The organism is Embleya sp. NPDC008237 (assembly GCF_042956465.1).
Taxonomy (GTDB): domain Bacteria; phylum Actinomycetota; class Actinomycetes; order Streptomycetales; family Streptomycetaceae; genus Embleya.
In genome coordinates, this window is sequence record NZ_JBIBGL010000027.1 from 65,822 (window position 1) to 92,784 (window position 26,963).

A 26,963-nucleotide genomic window follows, 5' to 3' on the forward strand; every position below is an offset into this window, starting at 1 on the left:
CCTGGCTAATGAGTCTTTCGGATGGGGGTGACGATCAGCGTGGTGGTGGGTGTATGTCCTTGTTATGCGGTATTCCGACGGGGGCGGCCTGACCGCGAAGCAGCGGGCCCAGCGGGAGCAAGTGCGGTTCGAGGCCGCCGAGTTATTCGCCCAGGGGGTCGCGCCGCCGGAGGTTGCCCGGCGGCTGCGGGTCTCCCGCAAGTCCGCGTACGCCTGGCACGCCGACTGGCGGAGCGGAGGCCCGGAGGCGTTGCGGTCCAAGGGGCCGCCGGGCAGGTCCTCGCGGATGAGACCGGGCTGGCGGGCGTGGCTGGATGCGGAGTTGGCGCGTGGCCCGGCCGCGCACGGCTGGGTCGAGGACCAGCGCTGGACGGTCCAGCGGGTGGCGGTCGTGATCGCCCGCCGGTTCCACGTGCGGTTCAGCGTTCCGCAGACCTGGCGGATCCTGCGGCAGATGGGCTGGACCCCGCAGATGCCCCGGCGCCGTGCGGCCGAACGCGACGAGGACGCGGTCGCGACGTGGGTGAAGGAGACGTGGCCGCGCGTGGAAAGACGGTGAGGGACCAGGGCGCCTGGCTGTGCTTCGCGGACGAGGCCGGCCAGACGTTGCGCCCGCCCAGGGCGCGCACCTGGTCCCGGCGGGGCCACCCGCCCGTCGTGGAGGTGTCCGCCAAGGGCTCCGGACGTATCTCCATGGCGGGCATGGTGTGTTGCAGGCCCGGTCGGCGGACCCGGCTGATCTACCGGATGCGGGTGCACCGGGGCCGCAAGGGCGATCCGAAGGGGTTCCGTGAGAAGGACTTCGCCGCCTTGCTGGACGCGGCCCACCAACAGCTCGGCGGGCCCATTGTGCTGGTGTGGGACAACTACACCCATCATGTCGACGCCGCCATGCGGGAGCTGATCGAGGCGCGGGAGTGGCTGACCGTCTTCCGCTTCCCGACGTACGCCCCGGACCTCAACCCTGCCGAGGGGGTCTGGGCCCACCTGAAACGCAGTCTGGGCAACCTCGCAGCCTGCACCACCGACGAACTCGCTGGCCTGGCACGCACACGCCTCAGACGCATGCAATACCGACCCGCACTCCTCAACGGCTTCATCGCCCAGACCGGGCTCACCCTGGACACGCCGTGACGTCACCCTAACCAGAAAGACTCAGTAGAGGGCGTCTGAGAAGGGTTGTTCAGGAGCGCGTTCTTGCTCCGGTTCGGTGGAGCAGAAGCATGATGGTGGCGAGGTAGACGGCGCTTTCGGAACTGCCCAGGCAATACTCGTAGTCCTTGGACAGTCGCCGGTACCGTCCCAGCCAGGCGAAGGTTCTCTCGACCACCCACCGGCGGGGGACCAGCGCGAACAGGGGTACCTCTCGTGGTGGGGCCCCGGCCGGGGCCCAGGTGCTTCGGAAGCCGCCGTCCCGGCGTTGGACGATCCCGAGGGTGATCCCGTGGGTTTGGCGGATGCCGTCCACGAAGTCCCGGCCGCGGTAGCCCTGGTCGGCCCACAGGTACCCAAGTCGCGGGAACTTGCCGGCGGCGCGGGCGAGGAGGACTTCGGCGCCGTCGCGGTCGTCGACGTTCGCGGGACTGATGCAGACCGCCAGGACCAGCCCGAGCGTGTCGACCAGAAGGTGACGCTTGACGCCCATCACCTTCTTCCCGCCGTCGTATCCGTGCCATCCGCCTCGTTCCGTGCCCTTGACGCTCTGGCTGTCCACGATCCCGCGCTCGGTGTGGGATCACGGCCCTGACGGACGCGTTCCCGCTCGCGGAGCGTGGCCAGGATCGCCTCCCACCGGCCCTCGATCCGCCACGTTCGCCAGTAGTGGTAGACCGTCTGATACGGCGGGAAGTCGTGCGGAAGCAGGGGCCACGCGCAGCCGGCCCGAAGCCAATACGACAAAGCGTTGAGGATCTCGCGCCGTGGGTGCTTGGGCGGTCGACCACCCGGCCTCGGCGGCGGCACGAGGGGAGCCAGGACCTCCCATTCCCCATCGGACAGATCCGTCCCATACACAGCACGTGGTCCGACCATGACCCGCATCCCCCGAGAGAAGCGACTACCAAGTCACGTTCCCTGAACAACCCTTCTCAGACGCCCTCTAGCGCTTTGCGGGCAGTGGGAACCAGCACAGCAGGGAGCCGGGACGGCATCGGTGCATTTCAGGGATGGTGTCAACCACAAGGTCAGGTGCCACCGATCTCGAAGGGTCACACCGGCTGTGCCAGCCGGGTCACGATGGTCAGCACTATGCAGCCTGCATGACCTGTGCGTTCAGCCGGGCCGGCCACGCCGGTTGGGTTCTCGTTCTACTCCATCGGCTCGCGCCAGGCGGCGACGAGATCGTGGAAGCGCGAGAATCGGCCGCCCGGAACAGTCTCGCCACTGACCGTCTCGCCGTTGAGCCAGCAGATGTCGAAGGTTCCGGTCTCCGTGTCGAGTAGACAGCACGCGCCCCCGGCGGCGGCGGTGAGGTCGATGAACACCTTCCTGACGCTCGCGGACTGCTCGAACATTCGACTCATGCCCGAGGTGGCCGCTGTGAACTGCAGCGACGCGAAGTCCGGGTGCCATGCGGGTGAGAACCGGATAGTCAAGTAGATGTATCCGACCGACACTCTTCCCAACTCGTCGACCCTGTCGATATCGCCAAGGTGGAACTCGCGCATCGCGTCGTCGACGTCGATCACGATTGAGGTGTCCAGTTCGAGCGTGCCGCCGGCCGAGCAGTCGACCGGTTCGCTCTTGTACTTCGAGGTGAACGGCACGATCAGTTGCTCGCCGCCTGGCAAAGTGACCGGAAGCAGCGGCGTGTTACGGCCTTGGGGTGCGAGTGCGGCCAGCCGCGTCAGTGCCCGCACAACGTTCCGCGAGGGTACGAAGATCTCGTAACTGTAGTCCAGCCCCATGCCCGCCCCGCCTGCCCTGTCCTGAACCGGAATGCTCTCACGGTGTGGACCGGTAGCCCAGCTGTTTCCGGGGCGGCTGCCTGCGCCGGGGCGCGGTCGGGGTAGGTGCCAACATCGGATCGTCCCTGGAGAGATCAGCTTCGAACGGAAGCGCTGCTGGTCGTGCGAACACCCCGCGGCATCATGCAACCGGATTGGCGAAGCCAACCGGTCCGGCGACATGTCGCATGGCTTTTGCATGCCGGCCTGGCCGGCTGCCAACCACCGTGTCCCGGCACACCGGCGCAGCACTCGTGCTTCGCCGGTGACAACAAGCCTGTCCAGGTCATCGTCGCGGCCACCAGAGGCTGGCGTGCGGGGAACGCTCCGCAGTGCCAGGTCTACTTCTATCCGAAGTTCTTCGACACGAGCACACCGAACTACGACCCCCAGGCAACCATCGTCCACGAACTCACCCACTGCGCCGAAGGCTTGGCGGTCGCGAATGTCCAGGCATACGGCAACATCCCGTCGTGGGTGGCCGAGAGAGTCGCCGACCGGGTGGCCGGAAAGATGCTCCTGACATTCAACCAGTCCGCCAGGAAATGGGACGAATACCTCGGCAGCGCCGGCAGTCCACTGCACCGAATGTCCAACGAGGCCATGGGATTCTGGTGGGAGTTGGACTACCGCGGGATCGACGTATGGAAGCGCTTCATCCCGGTCGTACGGGCCTCGGCGGACGCGAAGGCCGGACACAGCGACGCCGCGTTCACCACCGCCCTGGGAAACAGCGCCGACGACATTCGACAGAGCTGGCCCGTCAGTTACACCCGCGCCTCCACGCACGGTCTCGCGTGGACAACGAACGGCACGCGTATCACCGGCACGAAGGCAAGGTTCGCCAGACCGATCCCCGTCGGCAACAGCACCTCGGCGGCCCTGCGATCACCGCCGCTGGCGGTCGGGTTGACGGCGCTGAACGTCACCGCGGAAGTCCTCCGGTTCACCTCCGATCCGAAGGACGCGGCGGGCGGCCGATTCGGACCCGGCGGCGCGGGCGACTTCGTCTTCCCGGCCGCGCTTTCGACGGTGTTCTGCACGATGGGGGCCGACTGCAAGTGCCCGGAGGACACGCCCGGCGCGGGCACACGGTTCCAGTCCATTGCCGGCGGGCGCGCCTTCCTCGGCATCACCGCCGGCGTCAAGGCGGGTGCCGTCGGATTCACCGGTACCAGCCTCAAGGCGTTCTGCGGCCCCGCCAAGCAAAAGCCCGCACCCGGCACCGGTTCGGGGCCGTCCTCTCGCGCCCCCGTGCCGAAGTCCGGCTGTCAGCCGCCGGGACCGCCGCGGCCACGTCCGGCACCCGCAGGCGACGCGGTACGGGCCGCCCCCGTACGCCCGGTCCTCCCCCACCGCGAGGGTGAGAGTTGCGGTACGGGCGGCAGCAATGGCGATCCGCACCTGGTGACCTTCGACAACCTGCGCTACGACCTGCAATCGGTGGGCGAGTTCACCCTCGCGCGCTCGCCGGCCGACGGGCTGCTCGTGCAGGCGCGCCAGAAGGCCTGTCCCGGTTTGACCACGGCGAGCATCAACGGCGCACTGGCCGCGAACGTCGCCGGCGACCGGGTCGGCCTGTATCTGACCGACGGCCCGGAGGTGATCGAGGTTCATCTGAACGGCGTCACGATCGCCCCGCCGGCGGGTGACACGGCGTTGCCCCATGGCGGGGTGCTGACGAGGCAGGGCGAGGGCGCCACCACGCTGTACAGCGTCGTCTGGCCCGACGGAAGCCGCCTGCACGTGAGCACCATCGGCGCTGTCGGCCTCCGGGCGGACGTGGTCGTGCCGTCCGCTCGGCGGGGGCGCATGGAGGGCCTGCTGGGCAACTTCGACGGCCGGCCCGACGACGACCTGGACATGGGCGCGGGCAACACACTCGCCGTCCCCGCCAGGCCCGACGACCTGCACGGCCCGTACGCCGACCGATGGCGCATCACGCAGGAAGCCTCGTTGTTCGACTACGCCCCGGGCCAGTCGACGGCGACGTTCACCAATCGCCGATTCCCCACGCCTCCCACCGCCTTGGCCGCACGCGACCGGGCCGACGCGACGTGTCGGGGCGCCGGGGTCACGGACCCCGAACTGGTCGAGGACTGCGTCTTCGACGTGGCCTCGACGGGGCGCAAGGAGTTCGCCGCCGCGACCGCGGCGCAGAAGGCGTTCCAAGCGGCCACGCGCCGCACGGCACCGACCGACGAGAAGGCTCCGGACCGGTCCGAATGTCGCGCGGAGGACAACGGCGACGTCACCACCCGCTTCACGCTGATCATCGGGGACACCGAACAATTCGGCAGTGCCTTCGCCTGTACGGGCTTCCTCCCTGCGGGAAGCCCGAGGTACGAACTGCGCTTCGCGAGCGAGGCCGGGCAGAAGACGCACTTCAACCACCTGCCGGGGGGTGAATGCCCGTTTAGATGGCGGCTGTACGGGGGCGTCGACGACGAACGAAAGGGAGTGGCACCGCTGTTGCCCGCCGTCTCGATCTGCCAGGATCTGGGCCTACTCACCCTCCCGGAAACCTCGACGTACGTCATCGTCGTCGACAAGCCGGACCCGGCTCTCTCGGGCACGTACGGGTTCAGACTCACGACGCGCTGAGAGCCGAGGCCGGTGCGGGGGCGGGGCGGCGACGGCGGCCGGCAGGGGCGGCGGGGGAAATACCGTGCGATCGTCTCGCCTCGTTCGCCATGGCCTCCGTACTGCTCGCGGGAGCGGCCGTCGCCACGACCGGCTCGGCCGGCGCCGCGGGGTCGCAGGCGGGCGCAAGGGTTCGGACGGCCTGTCACGGCTCGGGTGGCGGCCTCTCGCCGACTCACCTCGCGACGGCCGGAGGCGGGAGCAGTCGTCCGGCGTCGGTGTTACAGGCCGGCCGCGATGGCTCGGCGTACCGCGTCGGCGCGGTCGCGGATGCCGGCCTTGGCGAACAGGTTGTTGATGTGGGTTTTGACGGTGGCCTCGCTGATGAAGAGTTTTTCGGCGATGGCCCGGTTGGGCAGGCCCTGGCCGATGAGGGCGAGGACTTCGCGCTCGCGGGGTGTGATGTCGTCGGGGAGGTTTTGGCTCGGCGCCGTGGCCCGGGTGCGGACGGTGGCCAGCAGGCGGTCCTGGACCTCGCGGTCGAGGACGGACTGGCCTGCGGCGGCGGCTCGGATCGCGCGCACGATGTCGCGGCGTCCGGCGTTCTTGGTGAGGTAGCCGCGGGCGCCCGCGCTCAGCGCGGCCAGGATCGAGTCGTCGTCGGCGAAGGTGGTCAGGACGACGACGGCCACCTCGGGGTGTTCGTCGGTGAGTCGGCGGGTCGCCTCGATGCCGTCGGTACGGGGCATGCGCAGGTCCATGAGCACCACGTCCACCGGGCCCGCGGCAGCCGCGGCGAGCACCTGGTCCCCGTCCTCGGCGGCAGCGACGACGTCGATGTCCTCGGAGAGCGCCAGTACGGCCGCGAGCGGTTCGCGCACGGCGGCCTGGTCGTCGGCCACGACCACCCGCAGTCGCCGGGGCGCATCGGCCGACGGCGCGTCGTGCCGCGTGGTGTCGCCTGTATCGCTCATTCCGGGATCACCGCCTCCACCTGCCAGCCGCCTCGGTCCGGTCCCTCGGTGATCGGTCCGGCGGTCAGGGTTCCGTCCACCATGGCGATGCGTTCGCGCATCCCGATCAGTCCCATGCCGCTGCCGGCCCCGGCCGCCTCCCGGGTGGCGGGGCCGTTGCGGATCCTCAGTGTCGTGGATGCGGCGGCGAACGTCACCTCCACCCGTACGTCGCCTCCGGGCGCGTGCCGAGCGGCGTTGGTCAGCGCCTCCTGGGCGATCCGCAGCAGGTGCTGGACCACGCGGGCCGGTGGTTCGCGTACGGTGCCGTCGACGGTGAGCGCGTCCCGGTGGCCCGACGACTCGATCATCGCGGTCAGGCTCCCCAGCAGCGGCAGCGTGTCCTCGCGCAGCGCGTGCACGGTCCACTGGGCCTGCTTCAGGCTCTCCTTGACCAGGCTGTGCGCCCGGTCGTTGGCCTCGCGGATCCTGGTCAGGTCGCCCGTGTCGAGGAGGGCGTCCACCAGTTCGAGTTGCATGTTGATGCCGGCCAGGGAGTGTGCGAGGACGTCGTGCACGTCCCGGGCGATGCGGCTGCGCTCGGCGAGGGCGGCCGTGCGGGCCTCGGCGCGGGCGGCGCGCTCGGCGGATTCCGCGGATTCGATCACGGCGTCGATCGCTCGCTGCCGGCTGCGGCTGACGATGCCCACCACCACCGGCAGGGCGGCGCACAACCCGACCCCCCAGGACAACGACTCGTGCCCCGGGCCCAGGTGTAGATACAGCACTCCCCCGCAGAGCCCGCCGGCCAGCGCCGCGAGCGGGACGGCCCCTACGGGCGGGAGCCGGTAACCGATGTGGCCGACGAGAAAGAACGCGAACAGGTAGCCGGTCCCGGTACGGGCGGCGCCGATCAGGGAGGCCGCCGCGACGATGCCCAGCGACGCCCATACGACGACCACACGTGCGGGGACCCGGTCCTGGGGGACGTTGCGGCCCAACAGGAACAGCGAGTTCAACGCGACGAGGACGACGACGGCCAGACCGCGACCGCTGAAGCCCATCGGGCGGATCGTCGCGATTCCCACGACGATCACGCCCAGGGTGAAGGCCCATTGCACTCGAGGGTCGTGCCGGACCATCGCTCGCGGACCGGGACCGCGCCCCGAGGACGACCCGGCTACGGGAACGCTCTCGGATACGGGCACGGCGCGACCATATCCCACCGTCAGGCCACCCGGTCCAGGGACGACACCGCGTGTGCCGCCGTGTTCGCGGGCCGCCCGGAGCCCACCATCCGGCTCCGTACGAAGATCGTGGCCACCCGGGTGACGACCTCGGTGAGCGCCATCAGCACGAACGCCGCCACCCACGCCTGCCCGGTGGTGATGTGGTGGGCGAGGCTGAAGCGGGCGACATCGTCGGCACCGCCGTGGTCGACCCACACCTGGAACCCCATCCGCGCGCCCATGCCCACCACCCACAACACCGCGGAGACCGCACCGGCCTTGATCAGCAGATGCCCGCCGGCGGAGCGGATCCGGGTGAAGATGCCGCCCGCCACGCCGAGCGCCGCGCCGATCGCCATCAGGGCGCCGATCAACACCGTGTCGTTGCCCGCGGTGGGAATCGTGTCCAGGTACCTCCACGCCACGAAGGCCACGATCCCCAACGGGATGAGGAAGGTCTTGCGGTCCAGCCGGTCTTCCCGCAACTGCCGAAAGACGATGAGAACGAGAAGGATGTCGGTGATCCAGTCTGTGGTGTTCATGTCCCCAGCCTGCCGCCGTCGCCCGTTCCGCACCTGGACCCACGGGTGGAAACACGGGTGGAGACGCGGGTGCAGACGCGGGTGCAGACGCGGGTGGACCCCGGTGGGTCAGCAGACGGCCGTGCGGACGTATCGACCTCTTGCGGAGTTCCGGTTCGAGGTGGAGCCTGCCGTCAGTGTGATGCAGGCACTGCCGGCGGCATCCTCCACGATGATTTGCACCTGCACGGTCCTGGCGCGGGTGTTTCGAGGTGGAATGGTTCGGCGGCGCGGCGGATCCGACCGTGTCCGGGTTTCAGGGGATGTATCGGGAAGCGGAGCGTTCGATTCCCCACGTCGTAATGTCGTTCATGGTGTCGCGGATTGTTTCGCGGCGGTTAATCTTCGGGGGTTTCGTGGGTGCGCCGCAGCGGGCATCTGCGCTCCCTGGCCGCCGATCTCGACATCGGCCTGGACAGCCTCGTCTTCGCCGACGACAGCCCCTACGAATGCGGGTTGGTCGCCCGGGAGTTGCCCGAGGTGGCGGTCGTCCGGCTCGACGGCGATCCGGCGACGCACGTACAACGCCTGCTCGCGGACGGCTGGTTCGACGTCCGCGAGGTCACCGTCGAGGACGTCGCCCGCCCGGCCAGATATCGCGAGGAGTCGCAGCGCAAGGACTTCCTCGACAGCTTCGCCTCGATCGACGACTACCTGGCGGGCCTGGGCATCGAAGTGGAATTCGCCCAGGTGACGCCCCGAAGTTGGTACGCAACCACGAGGGCGCGGGGGCCGCGATGGGTGACGCGCAGCCGACATCGACTGTTCGGCGGCGCGTCACACTCGGCACGAGGGGGCGGGACCGCCGCGAAGCTCGGGCGGCCCGGGTCCGGGCCGCCTTCCCCCGTCGGTGGTCACGGGCCGTATGTCAGGGGTAGTTCGGCGAGGCCGCGCAGGAAGTCCGAGGCGCGCCAGCGCAGCTTTTCCGCCGGGACCGCCAGTTCGAGGGTCGGGAAGCGGGTGACGAGCTCGGTGAGGGCGACCTTGATCTCCTGGCGGGCCAGGCGTTGGCCGAGGCAGAAGTGGGGGCCGTGGCCGAAGCCCAGGTGGGCGGTGGTGGACCGGGTGATGTCGAAGGTGTGCGGGTCCTCGCGGATCTCCGGGTCGCGGTTGGCGGCGGAGAGCAGGAAGCGCACCAGGTCGCCCCGGCGCACGAGCACGCCGCCGATCTCCAGGTCGGTCAGCGCCACCCGGTTCGTGGTGGACAACAACGAGCCGCGAAAGCGCAGCGCCTCCTCGACGGTGCCCTCGACGAGCGTGGGATCGGCCCGGAGTGCGGCCAACTGGTCGTCGTGGGTGATGAGTTCGTACAGTGCGGCGGCGATCAGGTAGGCGGTGGTGACGTGCCCCGCGAACAGCAGCACGGAGCCGAAGCCGATCAGATCGTTGGCCGACAGTCGTGATCCGTCGTCGAGTTCGGCCTGTACCAGCTCGCTCAGCAGGTCCTCGGTCGGCTCGGTGCGCTTGGCGTCGACGAGGTTGGCGCAGTAGGCGACGAACGCGTCCATCGCCGCCCGGCGTACCGCCGTCGAGGGCGAGTCCATGTTTTCCACCCGGGTGCGGAACACCTCGCGGTCCGCCATCGGTACCCCGAGCAGTTCGCAGATCACCTCCAGCGGGAAGGGGTTGGCGAACGCCTCGACGATGTCCACCGTGCCGCCCTCGGCCGGCAGCCGGTCGAGCAGTGTGCGCGCGATGTCGACGATCCGCGGTTCCAGGTTGCGCACGGCCCGCGACGCGAACGCGGCGCTGACCAGGCGGCGGTAGCGGGCGTGGTCCGGATTGTCCTGCTCGAACAGCACGGTCGGACCGTCGGCGGACTGGGCCGCGTGCGGCGCGTGCGTGTGCAGGTCGTTGGACAGCCGTGGGTCGCCGAGGAGTTGCCGGGTCAGCCCGGCGCCGAGCACGGTCCACGCCTCGATGCCGCCGACCTGTCGGGTGCGGATGATCGGGTATCGCCGGGCCAGTTGCTCCAGTTCCCGTTCGGCGTCGGGGAGGGTGGAGATCTGGACCAGTTCGAGCACGGGAATCATGGCCGACTCTCCTCCGGAACGGATGTGTCGCCGGGGCGCGGCGCCGGCAACTCGGCCAACCACAGGTGCCGGTCGGCGATCCGCCACCGGCTCCCCTGTCGGGTCAGCACGTCGGCGTACACCCCGCTGCGGGTGAACTCCTGCCGGCCGTCCTGCGGATGGGCGAACGCCACCGCCATCAGCGACCGCGCCTCGGCGGTGCGGCCGTCGAGGCGGGTGATCACCGTGTTGGTCACGAAGTGCCGCTGGTGGGCGGCCCGGGTGCGCAGGTTGTGCTCGCGCAGCGCGGCCATCGCCGCGACGATCTTGTCCCGACCGGACACCGAGGGCGGAAATCCCTCGGGGGCCGGGGTGAATGCGTATGTCGCGTTCTCGGTGAACAGGTCGCCGAGCCCGTCGTAGTCGCCCGCGTCGTAGAGCAGGCTGTACGCGGCGACGAGATCCTGGATCGCGGCCCGGTGGACCAGGAACTCCGCGTCGAGATGCTCGACGGAGCCGGGTTGCGGGTATCGCGGATAGCGCGGGTCGGTCATGCCGTGCCTTCCCTCGTGTCGTTCGAAACCGTCCTGTCACCGGCCAGCCACGCGCGCACCACCGCACCGGTCTGCTCCGCGTGTTCGCCGATCATCGTGCAGTGGTCGCCCTCCACCTCGGCGGCGGTGTGCTCGTACGGCCAGGTGGAACGCCAGTCCTCGCCGGTCATCGGCTCCTCCGGCGAGCCCGGGACGCAGCGCGAGGGCCGCACCACGAGCGTCGGCGCGGAGCCGGGCTTGGGCTCCCAGCCCCGGAACATCCGGCGGTAGGTGCCGATCGCGGTCAGCCCGATGTAGTCGAGCGCGGTGAACGCCTGCCGTCGCACGATCACCTCGTAGTTCATCGCCTTGCGCATGCGCCGCGACATCGTGGCGGGCAGGTAGGTGTCGAGCAGTACGACCCCGGCGGGCGTACGGCCGGTCGCCTCCAGGCGGGTGGCCACGCCTTGGGCGAGCCAGCCGCTGGAGGAGTAGCCGAGCACGGCGAACGGGTCGTCCCCGGCGCACCGCAGCGTCGCCTCGGCCAGCAGGTCGAGCAGCACGTCCAGCGAGGCGGCCAGCGGCTCGCCGGGCCGGAAGCCCGGTACGGTCACCACGGCCGTGTCGTGCCGGCCCTCGAACGTGCCCGCCAGCCGGCCGAACTGGATGGCGCCCTCGACCGGCGCGAACGGCGGGAAGCAGATCACCCGGGGCCGGGCCGGTCCGCGCGCGAGCCGGGTGAAGCCGGGTGTCTCCGGGAGCCGGTTCGGGTCCTCGAAGGTCTGCCGCAGGCCGGCCGCGCCGACCAGGAGCGATTCCGCGTCGTCCATCCGGCCGAGCAGGGCGAGTTTGCGGTAGACCGTGCCGAGCATTTCGTTCGAGTCCTCGGCGCCGCCCGGTTCCGTCGGCACGGGGAGGGTCGCGGGCGCACCCTCGCGCAGGGCGTCGGCCAGGTGTGCGGCCAGGGCCGAGGGCGTCTCGTGGTCGTAGATCAGGGTGCCGGCCAGGTGTACCCCGGTGGCCTCGGCGACGCGGTTGCGCAGTCCGACGGCGGCCAGCGAGTCGAAGCCGAGGTCGCGGAACGGCCGGTCGGGTTCGACGGCCTCGACGCCCGCGTGGCCGAGTTGCGCGGCGACCTCGGCGCGGACCAGGTCGAGCAGTTCGGCCGCGAGCCGGGCGGGCGAGCGGGTCACCGCCGGGTCCCACGCCCCGCCGGGCCGGGTCGGCGCGGCGGCTTCGACCGGCGGCTCCGCGTCGATCAGGTCGGCGATCAGCGGCCGGGGACGGGCGGAGGTGTAGCCCGCCGCGAACCGGGGCCGGTCCAGGTCGGCCACGGTCACGCAGGTGAGGTCCTCGACCAGGGCCCGGCCCAGTGCGCTCAGCGCCGCGGCCGGGTCCATCGCCCGTACGCCGACCCGGGCCAGGAGCCGTTCGCCCTCGCCGTCCGCCATCCCGCCGGCCGCCCACGGACCCCACGCGATCGCCGTGGCGGGCAGGCCGCGTTGCCGACGGCGTACGGCGAGCGCGTCCAGGAAGGCGTTGGCCGCCGCGTAGGCGCCCTGGCCGGCGCCGCCCCACACCCCCGCGCCGGAGGAGTAGAGCACGAACGCGTCCAGGGCTTGGTCCGCCCCGAAGAGCGTGTCCAGGGCCAGCGCACCGGCGACCTTGGCGGTGACGGTGTCCGCGACGGCGTCGGCGCCGGTCGCGGTGGGCGATCCGGGCACGCCCGCCGCGTGCACGACGGTACGGATCCGCGCACCCGTCGCGGGCAGCGCGACGCGCAGCCGGTCCGCCGCGTCGGGCGCGGTCAGGTCGCAGGCGATCGGCACCACCTCGGCGCCTGCCGCCTCCAGGTCGGCCCGCAGCGCATCGAATCCGGGTGCGCGCGCGCCGCGTCGGCCGAGCAGGATCACCCGCTCGGTGCCGTGCGCGACCAGCCAGCGGGCGGCGTGCGCGCCCAACACGCCGGTGCCACCGGTGATCAGCGCCGCTTCGCGGGTACGCACCACCCGGTCCGACCCCTCGGCCGGCAGCGGGGTCAGCCGCCGGGTGAACACGCCCAGCGGGCGGATGGCGAACTGGTCCTCGGCCGAAGTCCCGGCCAGGATCGTGGCCAGCACCCCCAGCGCGCGGGCGTCCGCGGCGGCCGGCAGGTCGACCAGGCCGCCCCAGCACCCGGGTTGCTCCAGGCTCGCCACCAGGCCCCTGCCCCACAGGCCGGCGCCCACGGGATTGGCCAGGTCCTCGCCCAGGACCGACACGGCCGCCCGGGTCACACACCAGAGGGGGGCGGCGACCTCGAACCGGCGCAGGTCCGCGAGCAGTTCGCCCATCGCCACCACGGCGGCCACGAGGTCGGCACAGTCGTCACCCGCGCGCGAACCCGAACCCGGCCCCGAACCGGAACCGGCGCCCGAAACCGAGCCCGGACCGGACCCGAAGCCCGAGTACGAGCCCGAACCGGAACCGGAACCGGAGCCCGAGTACGACCCCGAACCGGCGCCGGCGCCGGAGCCGGAGCCGGAGCCGGAGCCGGAGCCGATCAACGACACCACCCCGGCGACGGGTTCGCCACCGACGTGCGGCCCGATGCCCTCACCCCCGACCCGCACCACCTCCGCGCCACGCTCGGTCAGCTCCCGGGCCAACGCGTCCGCCAGGTCGCTCGCCGCCGGGTGCACGAGCAGCCAACGCCCGGACAACGCGGCCGCGTCGGGGGATCCACCCGCCCACGGCTCCCATCGCACCGCGTAGCGCCACGACGCGGCCGTCGCGTCCACCCGCCGCCGGGCTCGCCAGGACGACAGCGCCGGCACCACCTCGCGCAGCGTCGCGTCCTCGGACACCGCCAGGATCGCGGCCAGTTCGTCCGCCCCGGCCCGCTCGACCGCGTCCCACAGGGGCCCGTCCCCCGAATCCGGCCCGACCGGCGTCACCGAAGCCTTCGCCGGCTCCAGCCAGTAGCGCCGCCCCTGGAACGCGTAGGTCGGCAGCTCCACCCGCCGCCCGCCCGGGCCGCCGAGAGCCCCGACCCAGTCCACCGGCAGCCCCCGCACGAACGCCGTGGCCAGCGCGCCGGCCAGCGTCGCCACGGCCGGTCGGCCACGCCGCTGGGCCGGCACCCCCAGCACCTCGCCCGCACCCGCCGTGCACTCGGCCACCATCGCGGTCAGCGTCGCGTCCGGACCCAGTTCCACGAAGGTGGCCACACCCCGCTCACGCAGCGTGCCGACCGCATCCGCGAACCGCACCGCGTCGCGCACATGCCGCACCCAGTACTCCGGATCGCCCACCTCCTCCGCCGTAACGACCCGCCCGGTGGTATCCGACACCAACCCGATCTCCGGCGCTCCGAACGTCAACCGGCCCAACACGTCCCGCAGTTCGGCCAACATCGGCTCCATCAGCACCGAATGGAAGGCGTGCGAGACCCGCAACCGCGAACTGCGCCAACTGCGCGCCGCACACCGCGCCGCCACCTCGTCCACCGCCGCCACCGCGCCCGAAACCACGACACTCGCGGGTCCGTTGACCGCCGCGATCGACACCGGCAGCCCACCCGACAGCGCGGTGACCTGCGCCTCGCTCGCCCCCACCGCGAGCATCGCGCCCCCGCCCGGCAACGCGCTCATCAACCGGGCCCGCGCCGCGACGAACGCCACCGCGTCCGCAAGCGAGAACACCCCCGCCACATGCGCCGCGACGATCCCACCCAGCGAGTGCCCGACCACGAAGTCCGGGACCGACCCCAGCGAACTCCACAACCGGTACAGCGCCACCTCGAACGCGAACAACACCGGCTGAGCCACCCCGGTGTCCTCGGCGTCGACGCCGACCGTGCCCTCCACGCCGAGCAACACGTCCCGGACCGAGAACGGCACCACCGCATCGAACGCCGCACCCACCTCGTCCAGCGCGCGGGCGAACACCGGGAACGCCTCGTACAGTTCCCGCCCGATCCCGGGCAACCGGCCCCCCTGCCCGGTGAACACCACCGCACCCCGCCCGGCGACCCGACCACCTACACCACCCGCTCGCGGCACGTTCCCGGTCACCACGACCGGAGTTCCCCCCTCCGACGGCTCGACCGCACCCGAGGACCCCGCCGCCAACGCGGCCAACCCACGCCTCAATTCGGCGGCATCCCGGCCCAGCACCACCGCCCGATGGTCGAGCAACGCCCGTCCCGTCACCAACGACCGACCGACGTCCGCCGGATCCGCGGCCCCCAGCTCCCGCAACCGCGCCGCCTGCGCGCGCAACGCCTCCGGTGAGCGCGCCGACACCACCCACGGGATCAACCCACCCACCCCAGGCGCGGGTTCGCTCACCTTTCCCGACTCCTCCTCGACCGCCGGCGCCTCCTCCAGGACCACATGCGCGTTCGTCCCGCTGATCCCGAACGACGACACACCCGCCCGACGCACCCGAACGCCCGCAGGCCACGTCACCTCGTCGGTCAGCAGCTCGACCCGTCCCGAGGCCCAGTCCACGTGCGGCGACGGCCGGTCCACATGCAGGGTGCGCGGCAGCAGCCCGTGCCGAAGGGCCATCACCATCTTGATCACCCCGGCGACCCCGGCCGCGGACTGGGTGTGCCCGATGTTGGACTTGACCGAGCCCAGCCACAGCGGCCGATCCGCCGGCCGGTCCCGCCCGTAAGTGGCCAACAGCGCGTGCGCCTCGATCGGGTCGCCGAGCACCGTCCCGGTCCCGTGCGCCTCCACCGCGTCCACATCGGCGGCCGACAGGCCCGCCGCCGCCAACGCCTGCCGAATCACCCGCTGTTGCGACGGACCGTTCGGCGCGGTCAACCCGTTCGACGCGCCGTCCTGGTTCACCGCCGAGCCGCGCAGCACCGCCAGTACGGGATGCCCGTTGCGCCGCGCGTCCGACAACCGCTCCACCAGCAGCAGCCCGACACCCTCACCCCACCCGGTGCCGTCCGCCGCCGCCGCGAACGACCGGCACCGGCCGTCCGACGCCAATCCGCCCTGGCGGGAGAACTCCACGAAGGCGGTCGGCCGGGCCATCACCGTGACGCCCCCGGCCAGGGCCAGGTCGCACTCCCCCGAGCGCAGCGCGTGCGCCGCCAGGTGCAGCGCCACCAGCGACGACGAACACGCCGTGTCCAGGGTGACCGCCGGGCCCTCCAGACCGAGCGTGTAGGCGATCCGCCCCGACACCACGGACATCGATCCGCCGGTGACCCGATGGGCCTGGATCTCGGCGTTGTCCGCCCGCATCCCGCCGCCGTAGCCGAGCGCGCCGGCGCCGACGAACACGCCGGTCCGGCTGCGCCGCATCGACAGCGGATCGATGCCGGCCCGTTCGAAGGTCTCCCACGCGGTCTCCAGGAGCAGCCGCTGTTGCGGGTCCATCGCCAACGCCTCGTGCGGCGAGACGCCGAAGAATTCGGCGTCGAACTCGGCCGCGTCATAGACGAATCCGCCCTGCCGGGTGGTCGACCCGCCGGATCCGGCCGAACCACCCGCGCCGCCCTCGCCGCCCGGCAGGTCCGCGTAGACGTTCGCCGGATCCCAGCCCCGGTCGGACGGAAAGCCGGCGATCGCGTCCGTCCCGGTCCGCACCAGCTCCCACAGGTCCTCGGCGGAGCGTACGCCGCCCGGCAGCCGGCACCCGATCGCCACGATCGCCACCGGCTCGCGGGCGGCCGACTCCACCTCGTGCAGCCGCTGCTTCGTGCGGCGCAGATCCGTGGCGGTCTCCCGGAGGAAGTGCCGCAGCCGTTCTTCGTTCGACATGTCCGTACGTCCGTCCTCTGCCTGATCGAACCTGATCGAGCCGTGTGCCGTCGGGACCCGTGACCGGCGGTCGTCGCCGGCCCCGCTCAGGAGATGCCGAACTCCTTTCCGAGCATGTCGAACATCTCCTCGTCCTCCGCTGCCGCGAAGTCGGCTCCCTCGGGCTCGGCCTTCCGGCTCGCGGCCTCGATCTCCCGCCATTTCCGGGCAAGTTCGGCCAACCTGACACCGACCCTGCCCCGTTCGGCGAAGTCGCCGCCCAGTTCGCCGAGCGCCGCTTCCAGGCGGTCCAGTTCGGCGAAGACCGAGACCGTTCCGGCGGTCTCGCCGAAGAGTTCGCCGTCGATGTGCGCGGCCAGTGCAACGGCTGTCGGGTGGTCGAAGACCAGCGTGCTGGGCAGTCGGAGACCGATGGTCTCGGTCAGTCGGTTGCGCAGGCCCACCGCCGCGAGCGAGTCGAACCCGAGGTCGCGGAACGGCCGTTCGGGTTCGATCGCGGCCGGGTCGGCGTGGCCCAACTGCGCGGCGACCTCGGTACGGACCAGGGCGAGCAGTTCCGCCTCCCGCTCCGCCGCGCCCAGTTCGGCCAGTCGGGCCCGCCACACACTCGGACCGTCCGACTCGGCCGCCCCGCGCGCTTCGGCGGCCGGCGCCGCCACGACCTCCGCCGCCACCAAGTCCGCGATCAGCGGTCGCTGCCGGGCCGCCGTGTACCCGGCGGCGAACCTCGGCCAGTCCACGTCGGCCACGGTAACGCAGGTCAGGTCCTCGTCAAGGGCCTGCCGCAGTGCCTCCAGGGCCCGATCCGGGTCCATCGCCGGCACCCCGATCCGGTCGAGGTGCACGCCGGCCGCGCCGTCGGCCATCCCGCCGCCGGCCCACTGCCCCCACGCGATCGAGACCGTACGCAGCCCGCGCGCCCGGCGCCGCTCGGCGATCGTGTCGAGGCAGGCGTTCGCCGCCGCGTACGCCCCCTGCCCCGCGCCGCCCCACACCCCGGCGGCGGAGGAGAACAGCACCACGGTGTCGGGCTCGTCGGCCCGCAACAACTCGTCCAGGAGCAGCGCGCCGCCCACCTTGGCCGCCGAGGCGTCGGCGAGATCCGCGACGGTGCTGTCCGCCAGCGGGCCGACCACCACCGCGCCGGCCGCGTGTACGACGGTGTCGATCCGCCGGCCGCCGGCCCGTACCTCCGCCAACAGCGCGGCCACCGCGTCGCGATCGCCCAGGTCACAGGCGAGCACCGCCACCTCGGCCCCGGCCGCCGCCAGTTCCTCGCGCAGTCGGTCCGCGTCGGGCGCCTCGGGCCCACGCCGCCCGGCCAGCACCACCCGCTCGACGCCCTCGCGGACCAGCCATCGTGCGACCCGCCCGCCCAGCGCACCGGTACCGCCGGTGACCAACGCCGTACCACCGGGACGCCACCGGCTCGTCCCGTTGCCCTCCGGCCCGGCCATCCGCGCCAGCCGCCGGACGAACACCCCCAGCGGCCGAATCGCGATCTCGTCCTCGCCCGAGTCGGTGCCGCCCGTACCGGCCGCCAGGATGCCCGCAAGCGTCTGGGCCACCCTGCCGTCCATCACCTCCGGCAGGTCGATCAGCCCACCCCACCGCCCGGGATGCTCCAGCCCGACCACCCGCCCGAGCCCCTGTACGGCCGCACCCGCCAGGCCGGCCGGTTCCTCGCCCAGCACCGACACCGCACCCCGCGTCAGTACCCACAGCGGTGCCTCGATCCCGGCGTCGCCCAACGCCTGCACCAGCGTGAGCACCGGCGCGAGCGCGGACACGGGGTCCGCGTCGGCGGCGCAACCCACCGCCGACAACGACACCACCCCGGCCGGCACACCCTCCTCGCCGATCGCCGCGAGCCGCCGCGCCAACGTGGTCCGCTCCCCCTCCGCGGACAGCACCACCACTTCGGCACCGCACTCGGCCAACGCACCCGCGAGCACGTCCGCGATCTCCCCGTCCGGAGCGACGAGCACCAGGCGCCCCATCCCGTCGGCGGAGGCGGCCGGCGCCGCCCACGGCTCCCACCGCACCCCGTACCGCCAGGACCGCACCGTCGCGTCCGCCCGCCGCCGCGCCCGCCACGACGTCAGCGCCGGCAGCACGTCGCTCAGCGGCGCGTCCGCCGCCACGTCCAACTCGGCCGCCAGGTCCTCGGCGCCCGCCGCCTCCAGCGCCTCCCACAGCCTGCTGTCCTCGGCATCGCCCACCACCGGTGCCGGTGTCGCCCGGCCGGGCAGCGCCGTGCCCATGTCCGGTTCGAGCCAGAACCGGCGCCCCTGGAAGGGGTACGTCGGCAGTTGTACCCGCCGGACCCCGTCGTGGTACAGCAGTCCGGCCCAGTCGACCGGCAGGCCGCTCACGAACGCCGCCGCCAGTGCCGCGAGCAGCCGTTCGGGGCCGCCCTCGCCCCGGCGCAGCGTCTCCAGGACCGTGCCGGACGCGCTGCCGAGGGCGTCGAGGGTGTCGCCGAGCGGCACCACCAGACCGGGGTGCGGGCTGCATTCGACGAACACGGTGTGCCCGTCGGCCGCCGCCGCGCCGACCGCCGTGGCCAACTGCACGGTGCGGCGCAGGTTTTCGAACCAGTACTCGCCGGCCAGGTCCGCCGGATCGGTGACCTTCAGCCCGCTCACGGTCGAGTACATCGGCACCCGCCCGATCCCCGGCTCCACCCCCGCCAGCGACTCGGCCAATACCTCGCGTACGTCGTCCATCCGCGCCGAGTGCGAGGCGTAGTCCACCGGGATCCACCGCGCCCGAACCCCGTCGCGCTCGCACTCGGCCGCGATCGGGGTCAGGCCCTCCACCGGCCCGGAAAGCACCACGCTGCCGGGCCCGTTGACCGCCGCCAGAGACAATCCCTCGATGTGTGCGACGAGTTCGCGGCCACGCTCGGCGGACACGCCCACCGACAACATCCCGTCACCGTCCGCCGCCAGCCCCCGCAGTGCCCGGCTGCGCAGCACCACGATCCGGACCGCGTCCTCCAGGGACAGGAAGCCCGCCACATGCGCCGCTGCGATCTCCCCCTGGGAGTGTCCGATCACCGCGCTCGGCCGCACCCCGCACGACTCCCACCAGCGGGCCAGGCCGACCATCACGGCGAACAACACGGGCTGGATCACATCCACCCGCTCCAACAGCGCGGCGGACGCGTCCCGGAGCACGTCGAGCAGTGCCCAGTCGGCCGCCAGCGGATCCATCGCCGCCGCGCACTCCGCCACCGAATCGGCGAACACCGGGCAGCAGTTCAGCAGTTCCGCAGCCATGCCGACCCACTGCGAGCCCTGACCGGGAAACACGAACACCGGCCCGACGACCGCCTCGCCCGACACGCCGGTGCCGCCCGCCAGCACGGCACGTGCTCCCGCGTCCCGCCCGGCCGCCAGCGCGTCCAGGCCCGCCGTCAACTCCGCGCCGTCCCGGCCCCACACCACCGCGCGCCGCTCGAACACGGCCCGCCCCGACGCCAACGACCAGCCCACGTCGGCCGGATCGACCTCGGGCCGGGCCCCGGCCCAGTCCCGCAACCGGGCCGCCTGGGCCCGTACGCCCGCCTCGGTCCGGGCCGAGAGCACCCACGGCAGCACCCCACCCATCCCGGTGCCGGCCGTGGTCCGGGCGGCGGGTTCCGGCTCCTCGTCGGCCTGTTCGAGGATGACGTGCGCGTTGGTTCCGCTGATCCCGAACGAGGACACCGCCACCCGGCGAGCCCGCCCCACCTCGGGCCACGGCCGTCCCTCGGCGAGCAGTTCGACCCGCCCGGTCGACCAGTCCACATGCGGCGAGGGTTCGTCCACGTGCAGCGTCGGCGGCAACATCCCGTGCCGCATCGCCATCACCATCTTGATCACCCCGGCCACCCCGGCCGCAGCCTGGGTGTGGCCGAAGTTCGACTTGATCGAGCCCAACCACAGCGGCCGTTCCGCCGGCCGATCCTGCCCGTAGGTGGCCAGCAGCGCCTGGGCCTCGATCGGGTCGCCGAGCACCGTCCCGGTACCGTGCGCCTCGACCGCGTCCACATCCGCCGTCGCCAGCCCGGCGTTCGCCAACGCCTGCCGAATCACCCGCTGTTGCGAGGGGCCGTTGGGCGCGGTGAGGCCGTTGGAGGCGCCGTCCTGGTTGATCGCCGAACCCCGCAGCACCGCGAGGACCGGATGCCCGTTGCGGCGCGCGTCGGCCAGCCGCTCCACCAGCAACATGCCGATGCCCTCCCCCCACGCCGTGCCGTCGGCCGCCGCGGCGAACGACTTGCACCGGCCGTCGGGCGCCAGGCCGCGCTGCCGGGCGAACTCCACGAAGACACTGGGCGTGGACATCACCGTCGCCCCGCCCGCCAGCGCGAGATCACATTCCCCGCTGCGCAGTGCGTGTGCCGCCCAGTGCAGCGCGACCAGCGAGGACGAGCAGGCCGAGTCCACCGTCACCGCCGGGCCCTCCAGGCCCAGCGTGTAGGCGACCCTGCCGGAGGCGACGCCGAACGAGTTGCCGTTGCCGATGTACGCCTCCAACTCGTCTCCGACGTCGCCCACGCGACCCGCGGCGTAGTCCGCGTACATCAGCCCCGCGAATACCGCCGTGTTGCTCCCGCGCAGCGAGGCCGGGTCGATGCCCGCGCGTTCGAACGCCTCCCAGGAGGTCTCCAGGAGCAGCCGCTGTTGCGGATCCATGGCCAGCGCCTCGCGCGGGGAGATCCCGAACAGTTCGGCGTCGAAGCGGTCGATGTCGCGCATGAACGAGCCCTCGCGCGTATAGCAGCGCCCGGAGCGGTCCGGGTCCGGGTCGTACAGCGCACCCAGGTCCCAGCCGCGGTCGGTCGGGAACGGCGAGGTCAGGTCCACTCCGCCGGCGACGCAGCGCCACAGCTCCTCGGGGGTGTCGATGCCGCCCGGGTACCGGCAGCTCATCGCCACGATCGCGATCGGCTCGTCCGAAGTCCGGGCCTTGGCGGCAGTGTTCGCCGCCGCTTGGGTGTACTGCGGTACGCGCAGCGTCTCGGCGCGCAGGAAGCGGGCCAGCGCGGCGGCGTTGGGGTAGTCGAACAGCACCGTGGCGGGCAGTCGCAGGCCGGTGACCGTGTTGAGCCGGTTGCGCATCTCCAGCGCGGTGAGCGAGTCGAAGCCCAGTTCGGTGAACGCACGATCGGCGGCGACCGCGTCGGCGCCCGCGTGGCCGAGTACCACGGCGGCCTGGGCGCGGGTCAGTTCGGTGAGCAGGCGCAGCTGCTCCGGCTCGGAGCGGCCGGCGAGCCGCCGGGCCAGTCGGCGGGTGTCCGCCGCGCCGGGGCGGGCGCCGTCGCGGCGAGAGGTGGGCACCAATCCGCGCAGGATGGCGGGAAGTTCGTCCTCCAAGCGGCGCAGCGCGGTCAGGTCCAGGCGGACCGGGGCCAGGATCGGCTCGCCGTGCGCGAGGGCCGCGTCGAACAGCGCCAGGCCCTGCTCATCGGACAGCGGCAATACGCCGCTGCGGTTGATGCGTTGCCGGTCGGTCTCGGCGAACTCCTCACGCATCAACCCGCTTTCCTCGGCCCACAACCCCCAGGCCATCGACACCGCGGGCAGCCCGAGCGCGCGTCGCCGCTGCGCGAAGGCGTCCAGGAAGGCGTTGCCGGCCGCGTAGTTCGCCTGTCCGAGGCTGCCGATCACCCCGGCCACCGAGGAGAACAGCACGAACGCGGTCAAGTCCGCGTCCCGGGTCAACTCGTGCAGGTGCAGCGCCGCGTCGACCTTGGGCCGCAACACCCGGTCCACCCGCTCGGGCGTCAGTGCGCCGATCACCCCGTCGTCGACCACACCCGCGACGTGCACCACGGCGGACAGCGGGTGGGCGGACGGGATCGCGGCCAGCTTCTTGGCCAGATCGGCCCGGTCCGACACGTCGCAGGCCACCACGTCGACCGTCGCGCCCAGGCCGGTGAGTTCGGCGGCGAGCGCCCCGGCACCGGGCGCGGCGATCCCGCGCCGGCTGACCAGGAGGAGCCGGCGCACCCCGTGCGCGACCACCAGGTGCCGGGCGACCAGGGCGCCGAGTGCACCGGTGCCGCCGGTCACCAGGGTCGTGCCGTCGGGCGCGAACAGCGGTGCGCTCGGCTCGATCGCGGGTGTCCGGGTGAGCCTGGGCAGGTACGCCACCCCGGCCCGTACCGCGAGTTGCGGCTCGCCCGCGCCGATCGCGGCGAGCAGCGCCTCGGGCGAGGCCGCGTCGTCGTCCAGGTCGGCGAGGACGAGCCGGTCCGGGTGCTCGGACTGGGCCGACCGGACCAGGCCGCCGACGGCGGCGGCGGCCGGATCGTGTACCTCCTCGTCCGCGACGGCGACCGCACCCCGGGTGACCACGACGAGGCGGGCGCCGGTGAAGCGCTCGTCCCCGAGCCAGGTCTGCACGGTGGCCAACGCCCGGTGTACGGCGGCGTGTACGTCGTCCGGGTCCGGCACGTCGCCGAGCGGTCCGGCCGGGATCGTGGGCCACGCGAGGACGACCACCTCGGGCGCCGGCAGCCCGGCGTCCACCGCGTCGCCGAGCGCGGTCAGATCGGGATGTACGGTGCCGCCGAGCCGGCCCGCGAACGGGTCCCCCGAGCCCGACTCGGCGATGATCGCCGGGGAACCGGTGCCCGGCGCGGCGGACGGCCGGGGCAGCGGCGTCCAGCGCAGCGTGTACAGCGGGTCGCGGCGACCCGCCGTGGAGGTGCGCAGTTGTTCGGCCGAGATCGGCCGCACGGCCAGCGACTCGACCTCGGCGACGGGTCGGCCGTCCTCGTCGGCCAGACTCAGCGTCACCGACTCCGGCCCGGTCCGCACCACCCGCGCCCGCACCGCGGCCGCGCCGGGAGCGTGCAGCCGTACCTCACGCCACGAGAACGGCAGCGCCAAACCGCCGCCCTCGGTCTCCGCCAGGTCTGCGAACGCGGCCACTCCGAGCAGGTGTTGGGTGGCGTCCATCAGCGCGGGGTGCACGCCGAATCGGTCGGCCTCGTACCCGACCTGCTCGGGCAGTGCGATCTCGCCGAAGATCTCCTCCCCGCGACGCCAGACCGCGCGCACCGCCCGGAAGCACGGCCCGTAGGCGACTCCGTTGTCGGCCAACCAGGGATAGAAGTCGTCGATCGGCACGGGTATTGCGCCCGTCGGCGGCCAGGGGGTCGGGTCGGCGACGGCGTCGGCGGGCGCCTCGTCCTCGACCGGCGCGACCGTGCCCACCGCGTTGCGGATCCACTCCTCGTCGCCGTCGCCGTCGTCCGGCCGGGAGTGGATGGTGATCGCCCGCCGCCGTTCGTCGGGGCCGGCCGCCTCGATCCATACCTGCACCTGGCAACCGCCGCGCTCGCCGAACGCGAGCGGGGTCTCCAGGGACAGTTCCTCGACCCGGTCGCAGCCCACCCGGCGTCCGGTGTGCAGGGCCAGTTCCAGGAACGCGGTCCCGGGCAGCAGGACGGTGTCCAGGACGACGTGATCGGCCAGCCACGGATGGGTGTCCAGGGACAACCGCCCGGTGAACAGCGAACCGTGTCCATCGGCCAGGCCGACCACCGCGCCGAGCAGCGGGTGATCCACCGTCCCCTGCCCCAGGCCGGTCGGGTCGCCCGCGCCGGTGCCGGCGTCCAGCCAGAAGCGCCGCCGGGTGAAGGCGTACGTGGGCAGATCGACCCACCGCCCGGGCACCAGCGCCGCCCAGTCCACCGCCGCGCCGCGCACGAACACCCGGGCCAGCGCCTCGACCACACCCGTCACCGGGTCGCGGTCGCGCCGCCGGGTGGCGACCGCCACCACGTCGTCCGCGTCGGCCGTGACGTCGGCGACCATCGGGGTCAACGCGGAGTCCGGCCCGATCTCGACGAACGTACGCACCCCGTCGGCGCGCAGCGCGTCCAGCACATCGCCGAAGCGCACCGCGCGTCGCACGTGGTCCACCCAATAGCGCGGATCGCACAACTGCTCCGCCGACCCGATCCGGCCGGTCACGTTCGACCCGACCGCCATCCGTGCCGGACGCAGCGTCAATCCCGAGACCACCTGGGCCAGTTCGTCCAGCATCGGTTCCATCAGCGCCGAGTGGAACGCGTGCGACACCCGCAGCCGGGAGATGCGCAGTCCGCGCTCGGCACACACCCGGGCCACTTCCGCCACGGCCGCCGCCTCGCCGGAAAGCACCACGCCAGTAGGCCCGTTCACCGCCGCAATGCCCACTCCCGGGTGGTCGGCGAGCAACCGGGCCGCCGCGCTCTCCGACGTGCCCACCGCGACCATCGCGCCCCCGGACGGCAGCGCGCTCATCAGCGCGGCGCGGGCCGCGACGAACGTGGTGGCGTCGGCGAGCGAGAACACCCCGGCCACATACGCCGCGACCACCTCGCCGAGCGAATGCCCGGCCACCGCGTCCGGCTCCGCCGCCCACGAGGTCCACAACCGGTACAGCGCCACCTCGTAGGCGAACAGGGCCGGTTGCGCCACACCGGTGTCCTCGACGCCGTCACCGTCCTCGCCGCTGTCCTCGCCCTCTGCCAGCAGCACGTCGCGCACCGAGAACGGCAACACCGCGTCGAACGCGGCACACACCTCGTCCAACGCCGCCGCGAACACCGGCAACCCAGCGTGCAGTTCGCGCGCCATTCCGCGTGAACGCACCCCCTGCCCGGTGAACAGCACGGCGGTACGGCCCGATCCGCGTCGGGCCTCGCCCACGATCGCCTCGGGCTCGCCGTCCACCACGGCGGACAGCCCCTCGGCCAGCTCCGCCGCGTCCCGGCCGAGCACCACGGCCCGGTGCCCGGACAGTGCCCGCCCCGAGGCCAACGACCGGCCCACGTCGGCCGGATCGGCCTCCGGATGCTCGATCGCCCACTCCCGCAACCCCTCCGCCTGGGCCCGCAGGCCGTCGTCGGTACGCGCCGACACCACCCACGGCGTCACCCCGCCGAGGGGCCGGACCGGATCGGCGGCATCGACCGGGTCCTCGACCGGCGGCGCCTCCTCCACGATCACGTGCGCGTTGGTCCCGCTCACCCCGAACGAGGACACCCCCGCGCGGCGCACCCGTTCACCCGCCGGCCACGCCATCGGCTCGGTCAGCAGCGCCACCCGCCCGGTGGACCAGTCCACGTGCGGCGTCGGCTCGTCCACGTGCAACGTGCGCGGCAACACACCGTGCCGCAGCGCCTGCACCATCTTGATCACGCCCGCCACCCCGGCCGCCGCCTGGGCGTGACCGATGTTCGACTTGATCGAGCCCAGCCGCAACGGCCGCGCGGCCGGCCGGTCCTGCCCATAGGTGGCCAGCAGCGCCTGGGCCTCGATCGGGTCACCGAGTCGGGTGCCGGTGCCGTGCGCCTCCACCGCGTCCACGTCGCTCGCGGCCAGTCGGGCATTGGCCAGCGCCTGCCGGATCACCCGCTCCTGGGCCAGGTCGTTCGGCGCGGTCAGTCCGTTCGAGGCGCCGTCCTGGTTGACCGCCGAGCCGCGCACCACCGCGAGCACCCGGTGTCCGTTGCGGCGCGCGTCGGACAGCCGCTCCATCAGCAGCAGGCCCACACCCTCGCTCCAGCCGGTACCGTCGGCGCCGGCCGCGAACGACTTGCAACGACCGTCGCCGGCCAGGCCCTGCTGCCGGGAGAACTCGTCGAACGCACCGGGGGTGGCCAGGACGGTGGCCCCGCCGACCAGGGCCAGGTCGCACTCGCCCGCGCGCAGCGCCTGGCCGGCCAGGTGTACCGCGACCAGCGAGGACGAGCATGCGGTGTCCACGGTGACCGCCGCGCCCTCCAGCCCGAAGTGGTAGGCGAGGCGGCCCGACGCCACGCTGACCAGGCTGCCGGTCAGCAGATGGCCCTCGACCTCCTTGGGCACCCGGGCAAGCCGCGACAGGTAGTCACTGGCGATCACCCCGACGAACACCCCGGTACGACTGCCGCGCAGCGTGGTCGGATCGATCCCGGCGTGCTCGAAAACGGTCCAGGACGCCTCCAGGAGCACCCGCTGCTGCGGATCCATGGCCAGCGCCTCGCGCGGCGAGATGCCGAAGAAGTCGGCGTCGAAGTCGGCCGCGTCGGTCAGGAAGCCGCCCCGGTACGACGTCCCGTTCGCGGCCTCGTCCGCCTCCCAGCCCCGGCCCGGGGGCAGTCCGGTGATCGCGTCGGTGCCCGCGTCGACCAGGTCCCACAGGTCGTCCGGCGAGGCCACCCCGCCCGGGTAGCGGCAGTGCATGCCGACGATGGCGAGCGGTTCGTGCCACTTGTCCTCGGTCTCGCGCAACCTCTGCCGGGTTTCCTGGAGTTCGGTGGTGGCCCGGCGCAGATAGTCGCGGAGCTTGTCTTCGTTCGCCATCGGTGCTTCTCCTTGCCTGTTCAGGAGG

General features: G+C 72.6%; 11 protein-coding genes and 1 pseudogene. 3 read left to right on the forward strand and 9 right to left on the reverse strand.

Features of this window, described 5'->3' with window-relative positions:
- Positions 1-64 precede the first annotated feature (64 nt).
- The gene (locus ACFZBU_RS43695; RefSeq protein ID WP_391589373.1) at positions 65-559 is read left to right on the forward strand and encodes a winged helix-turn-helix domain-containing protein; all 495 of its coding nucleotides are present in this window, start codon (positions 65-67) and stop codon (positions 557-559) included.
- Positions 556-1,134 (forward strand): transposase, encoded by a 579-nt coding sequence (locus tag ACFZBU_RS43700; protein WP_391589374.1) that lies wholly within the window; start codon positions 556-558, stop codon positions 1,132-1,134. Before ACFZBU_RS43695 ends, ACFZBU_RS43700 begins: the two co-directional genes overlap by 4 nt.
- A 49-nt stretch (positions 1,135-1,183) precedes the next feature.
- Here ACFZBU_RS43700 and ACFZBU_RS43705 read toward each other — a convergent pair.
- Both ACFZBU_RS43705 and ACFZBU_RS43710 read right to left on the reverse strand, forming a co-directional pair.
- Positions 1,184-2,031 (reverse strand): IS5 family transposase gene (locus ACFZBU_RS43705; RefSeq protein WP_391589375.1). Its coding sequence is split into 2 segments (ribosomal slippage): positions 1,184-1,719 and positions 1,719-2,031, totalling 849 coding nucleotides; the frame shifts between segments, so codons are not numbered across the junction.
- A 275-nt stretch (positions 2,032-2,306) separates the two neighbouring features.
- Positions 2,307-2,906 carry a hypothetical protein gene (locus ACFZBU_RS43710; RefSeq protein WP_391589376.1) on the reverse strand — a complete coding sequence of 200 codons (600 nt, stop codon included), beginning with the start codon at positions 2,904-2,906 and terminating at the stop codon, positions 2,307-2,309.
- Between the two features lie 162 nt (positions 2,907-3,068).
- On the opposite strand from ACFZBU_RS43710, the gene ACFZBU_RS43715 reads away from it, so the two are divergent.
- The gene (locus tag ACFZBU_RS43715; protein WP_391589377.1) at positions 3,069-5,549 is read left to right on the forward strand and encodes a VWD domain-containing protein; all 2,481 of its coding nucleotides are present in this window, start codon (positions 3,069-3,071) and stop codon (positions 5,547-5,549) included.
- A 260-nt stretch (positions 5,550-5,809) separates the two neighbouring features.
- Here ACFZBU_RS43715 and ACFZBU_RS43720 read toward each other — a convergent pair whose 3' ends face one another.
- The 7 genes and pseudogenes from ACFZBU_RS43720 to ACFZBU_RS43750 all read right to left on the reverse strand — a co-directional run bounded on the left by ACFZBU_RS43720 (position 5,810) and on the right by ACFZBU_RS43750 (position 26,935).
- Positions 5,810-6,502 (reverse strand): response regulator, encoded by a 693-nt coding sequence (locus ACFZBU_RS43720; RefSeq protein WP_391589378.1) that lies wholly within the window; start codon positions 6,500-6,502, stop codon positions 5,810-5,812.
- Positions 6,499-7,602, reverse strand: a complete 1,104-nt coding sequence (locus tag ACFZBU_RS43725; RefSeq protein ID WP_391589379.1) for a sensor histidine kinase — start codon at positions 7,600-7,602, stop codon at positions 6,499-6,501. The genes ACFZBU_RS43720 and ACFZBU_RS43725 overlap by 4 nt, the downstream gene beginning before the upstream one ends.
- 107 nt (positions 7,603-7,709) lie before the next feature.
- Positions 7,710-8,252, reverse strand: a complete 543-nt coding sequence (locus ACFZBU_RS43730) for a hypothetical protein (RefSeq protein ID WP_391589380.1) — start codon at positions 8,250-8,252, stop codon at positions 7,710-7,712.
- Between the two features lie 893 nt (positions 8,253-9,145).
- Positions 9,146-10,324 (reverse strand): cytochrome P450, encoded by a 1,179-nt coding sequence (locus tag ACFZBU_RS43735; protein ID WP_391589381.1) that lies wholly within the window; start codon positions 10,322-10,324, stop codon positions 9,146-9,148.
- The gene (locus tag ACFZBU_RS43740; protein WP_391589382.1) at positions 10,321-10,857 is read right to left on the reverse strand and encodes a nuclear transport factor 2 family protein; all 537 of its coding nucleotides are present in this window, start codon (positions 10,855-10,857) and stop codon (positions 10,321-10,323) included. Before ACFZBU_RS43740 ends, ACFZBU_RS43735 begins: the two co-directional genes overlap by 4 nt.
- Positions 10,854-16,571, reverse strand: a pseudogene (locus tag ACFZBU_RS43745) (SDR family NAD(P)-dependent oxidoreductase); the annotation flags it as partial. The pseudogene ACFZBU_RS43745 and the gene ACFZBU_RS43740, both read right to left, overlap by 4 nt.
- 116 nt (positions 16,572-16,687) lie before the next feature.
- The gene (locus tag ACFZBU_RS43750; RefSeq protein ID WP_391589383.1) at positions 16,688-26,935 is read right to left on the reverse strand and encodes a type I polyketide synthase; all 10,248 of its coding nucleotides are present in this window, start codon (positions 26,933-26,935) and stop codon (positions 16,688-16,690) included.
- Positions 26,936-26,963 lie beyond the last annotated feature (28 nt).

Excerpts from the sequence above, each read along its gene's own strand:
- ACFZBU_RS43695 (WP_391589373.1), top strand. The coding sequence starts at position 65 with ATGCGGTATTCCGACGGGGGCGGCCTGACCGCGAAGCAGCGGGCCCAG.
- ACFZBU_RS43710 (WP_391589376.1), bottom strand. The coding sequence starts at position 2,906 with ATGGGGCTGGACTACAGTTACGAGATCTTCGTACCCTCGCGGAACGTT.
- ACFZBU_RS43720 (WP_391589378.1), bottom strand. The coding sequence starts at position 6,502 with ATGAGCGATACAGGCGACACCACGCGGCACGACGCGCCGTCGGCCGAT.
- ACFZBU_RS43730 (WP_391589380.1), bottom strand. The coding sequence starts at position 8,252 with ATGAACACCACAGACTGGATCACCGACATCCTTCTCGTTCTCATCGTC.
- ACFZBU_RS43735 (WP_391589381.1), bottom strand. The coding sequence starts at position 10,324 with ATGATTCCCGTGCTCGAACTGGTCCAGATCTCCACCCTCCCCGACGCC.
- ACFZBU_RS43740 (WP_391589382.1), bottom strand. The coding sequence starts at position 10,857 with ATGACCGACCCGCGCTATCCGCGATACCCGCAACCCGGCTCCGTCGAG.
- ACFZBU_RS43750 (WP_391589383.1), bottom strand. The coding sequence starts at position 26,935 with ATGGCGAACGAAGACAAGCTCCGCGACTATCTGCGCCGGGCCACCACC.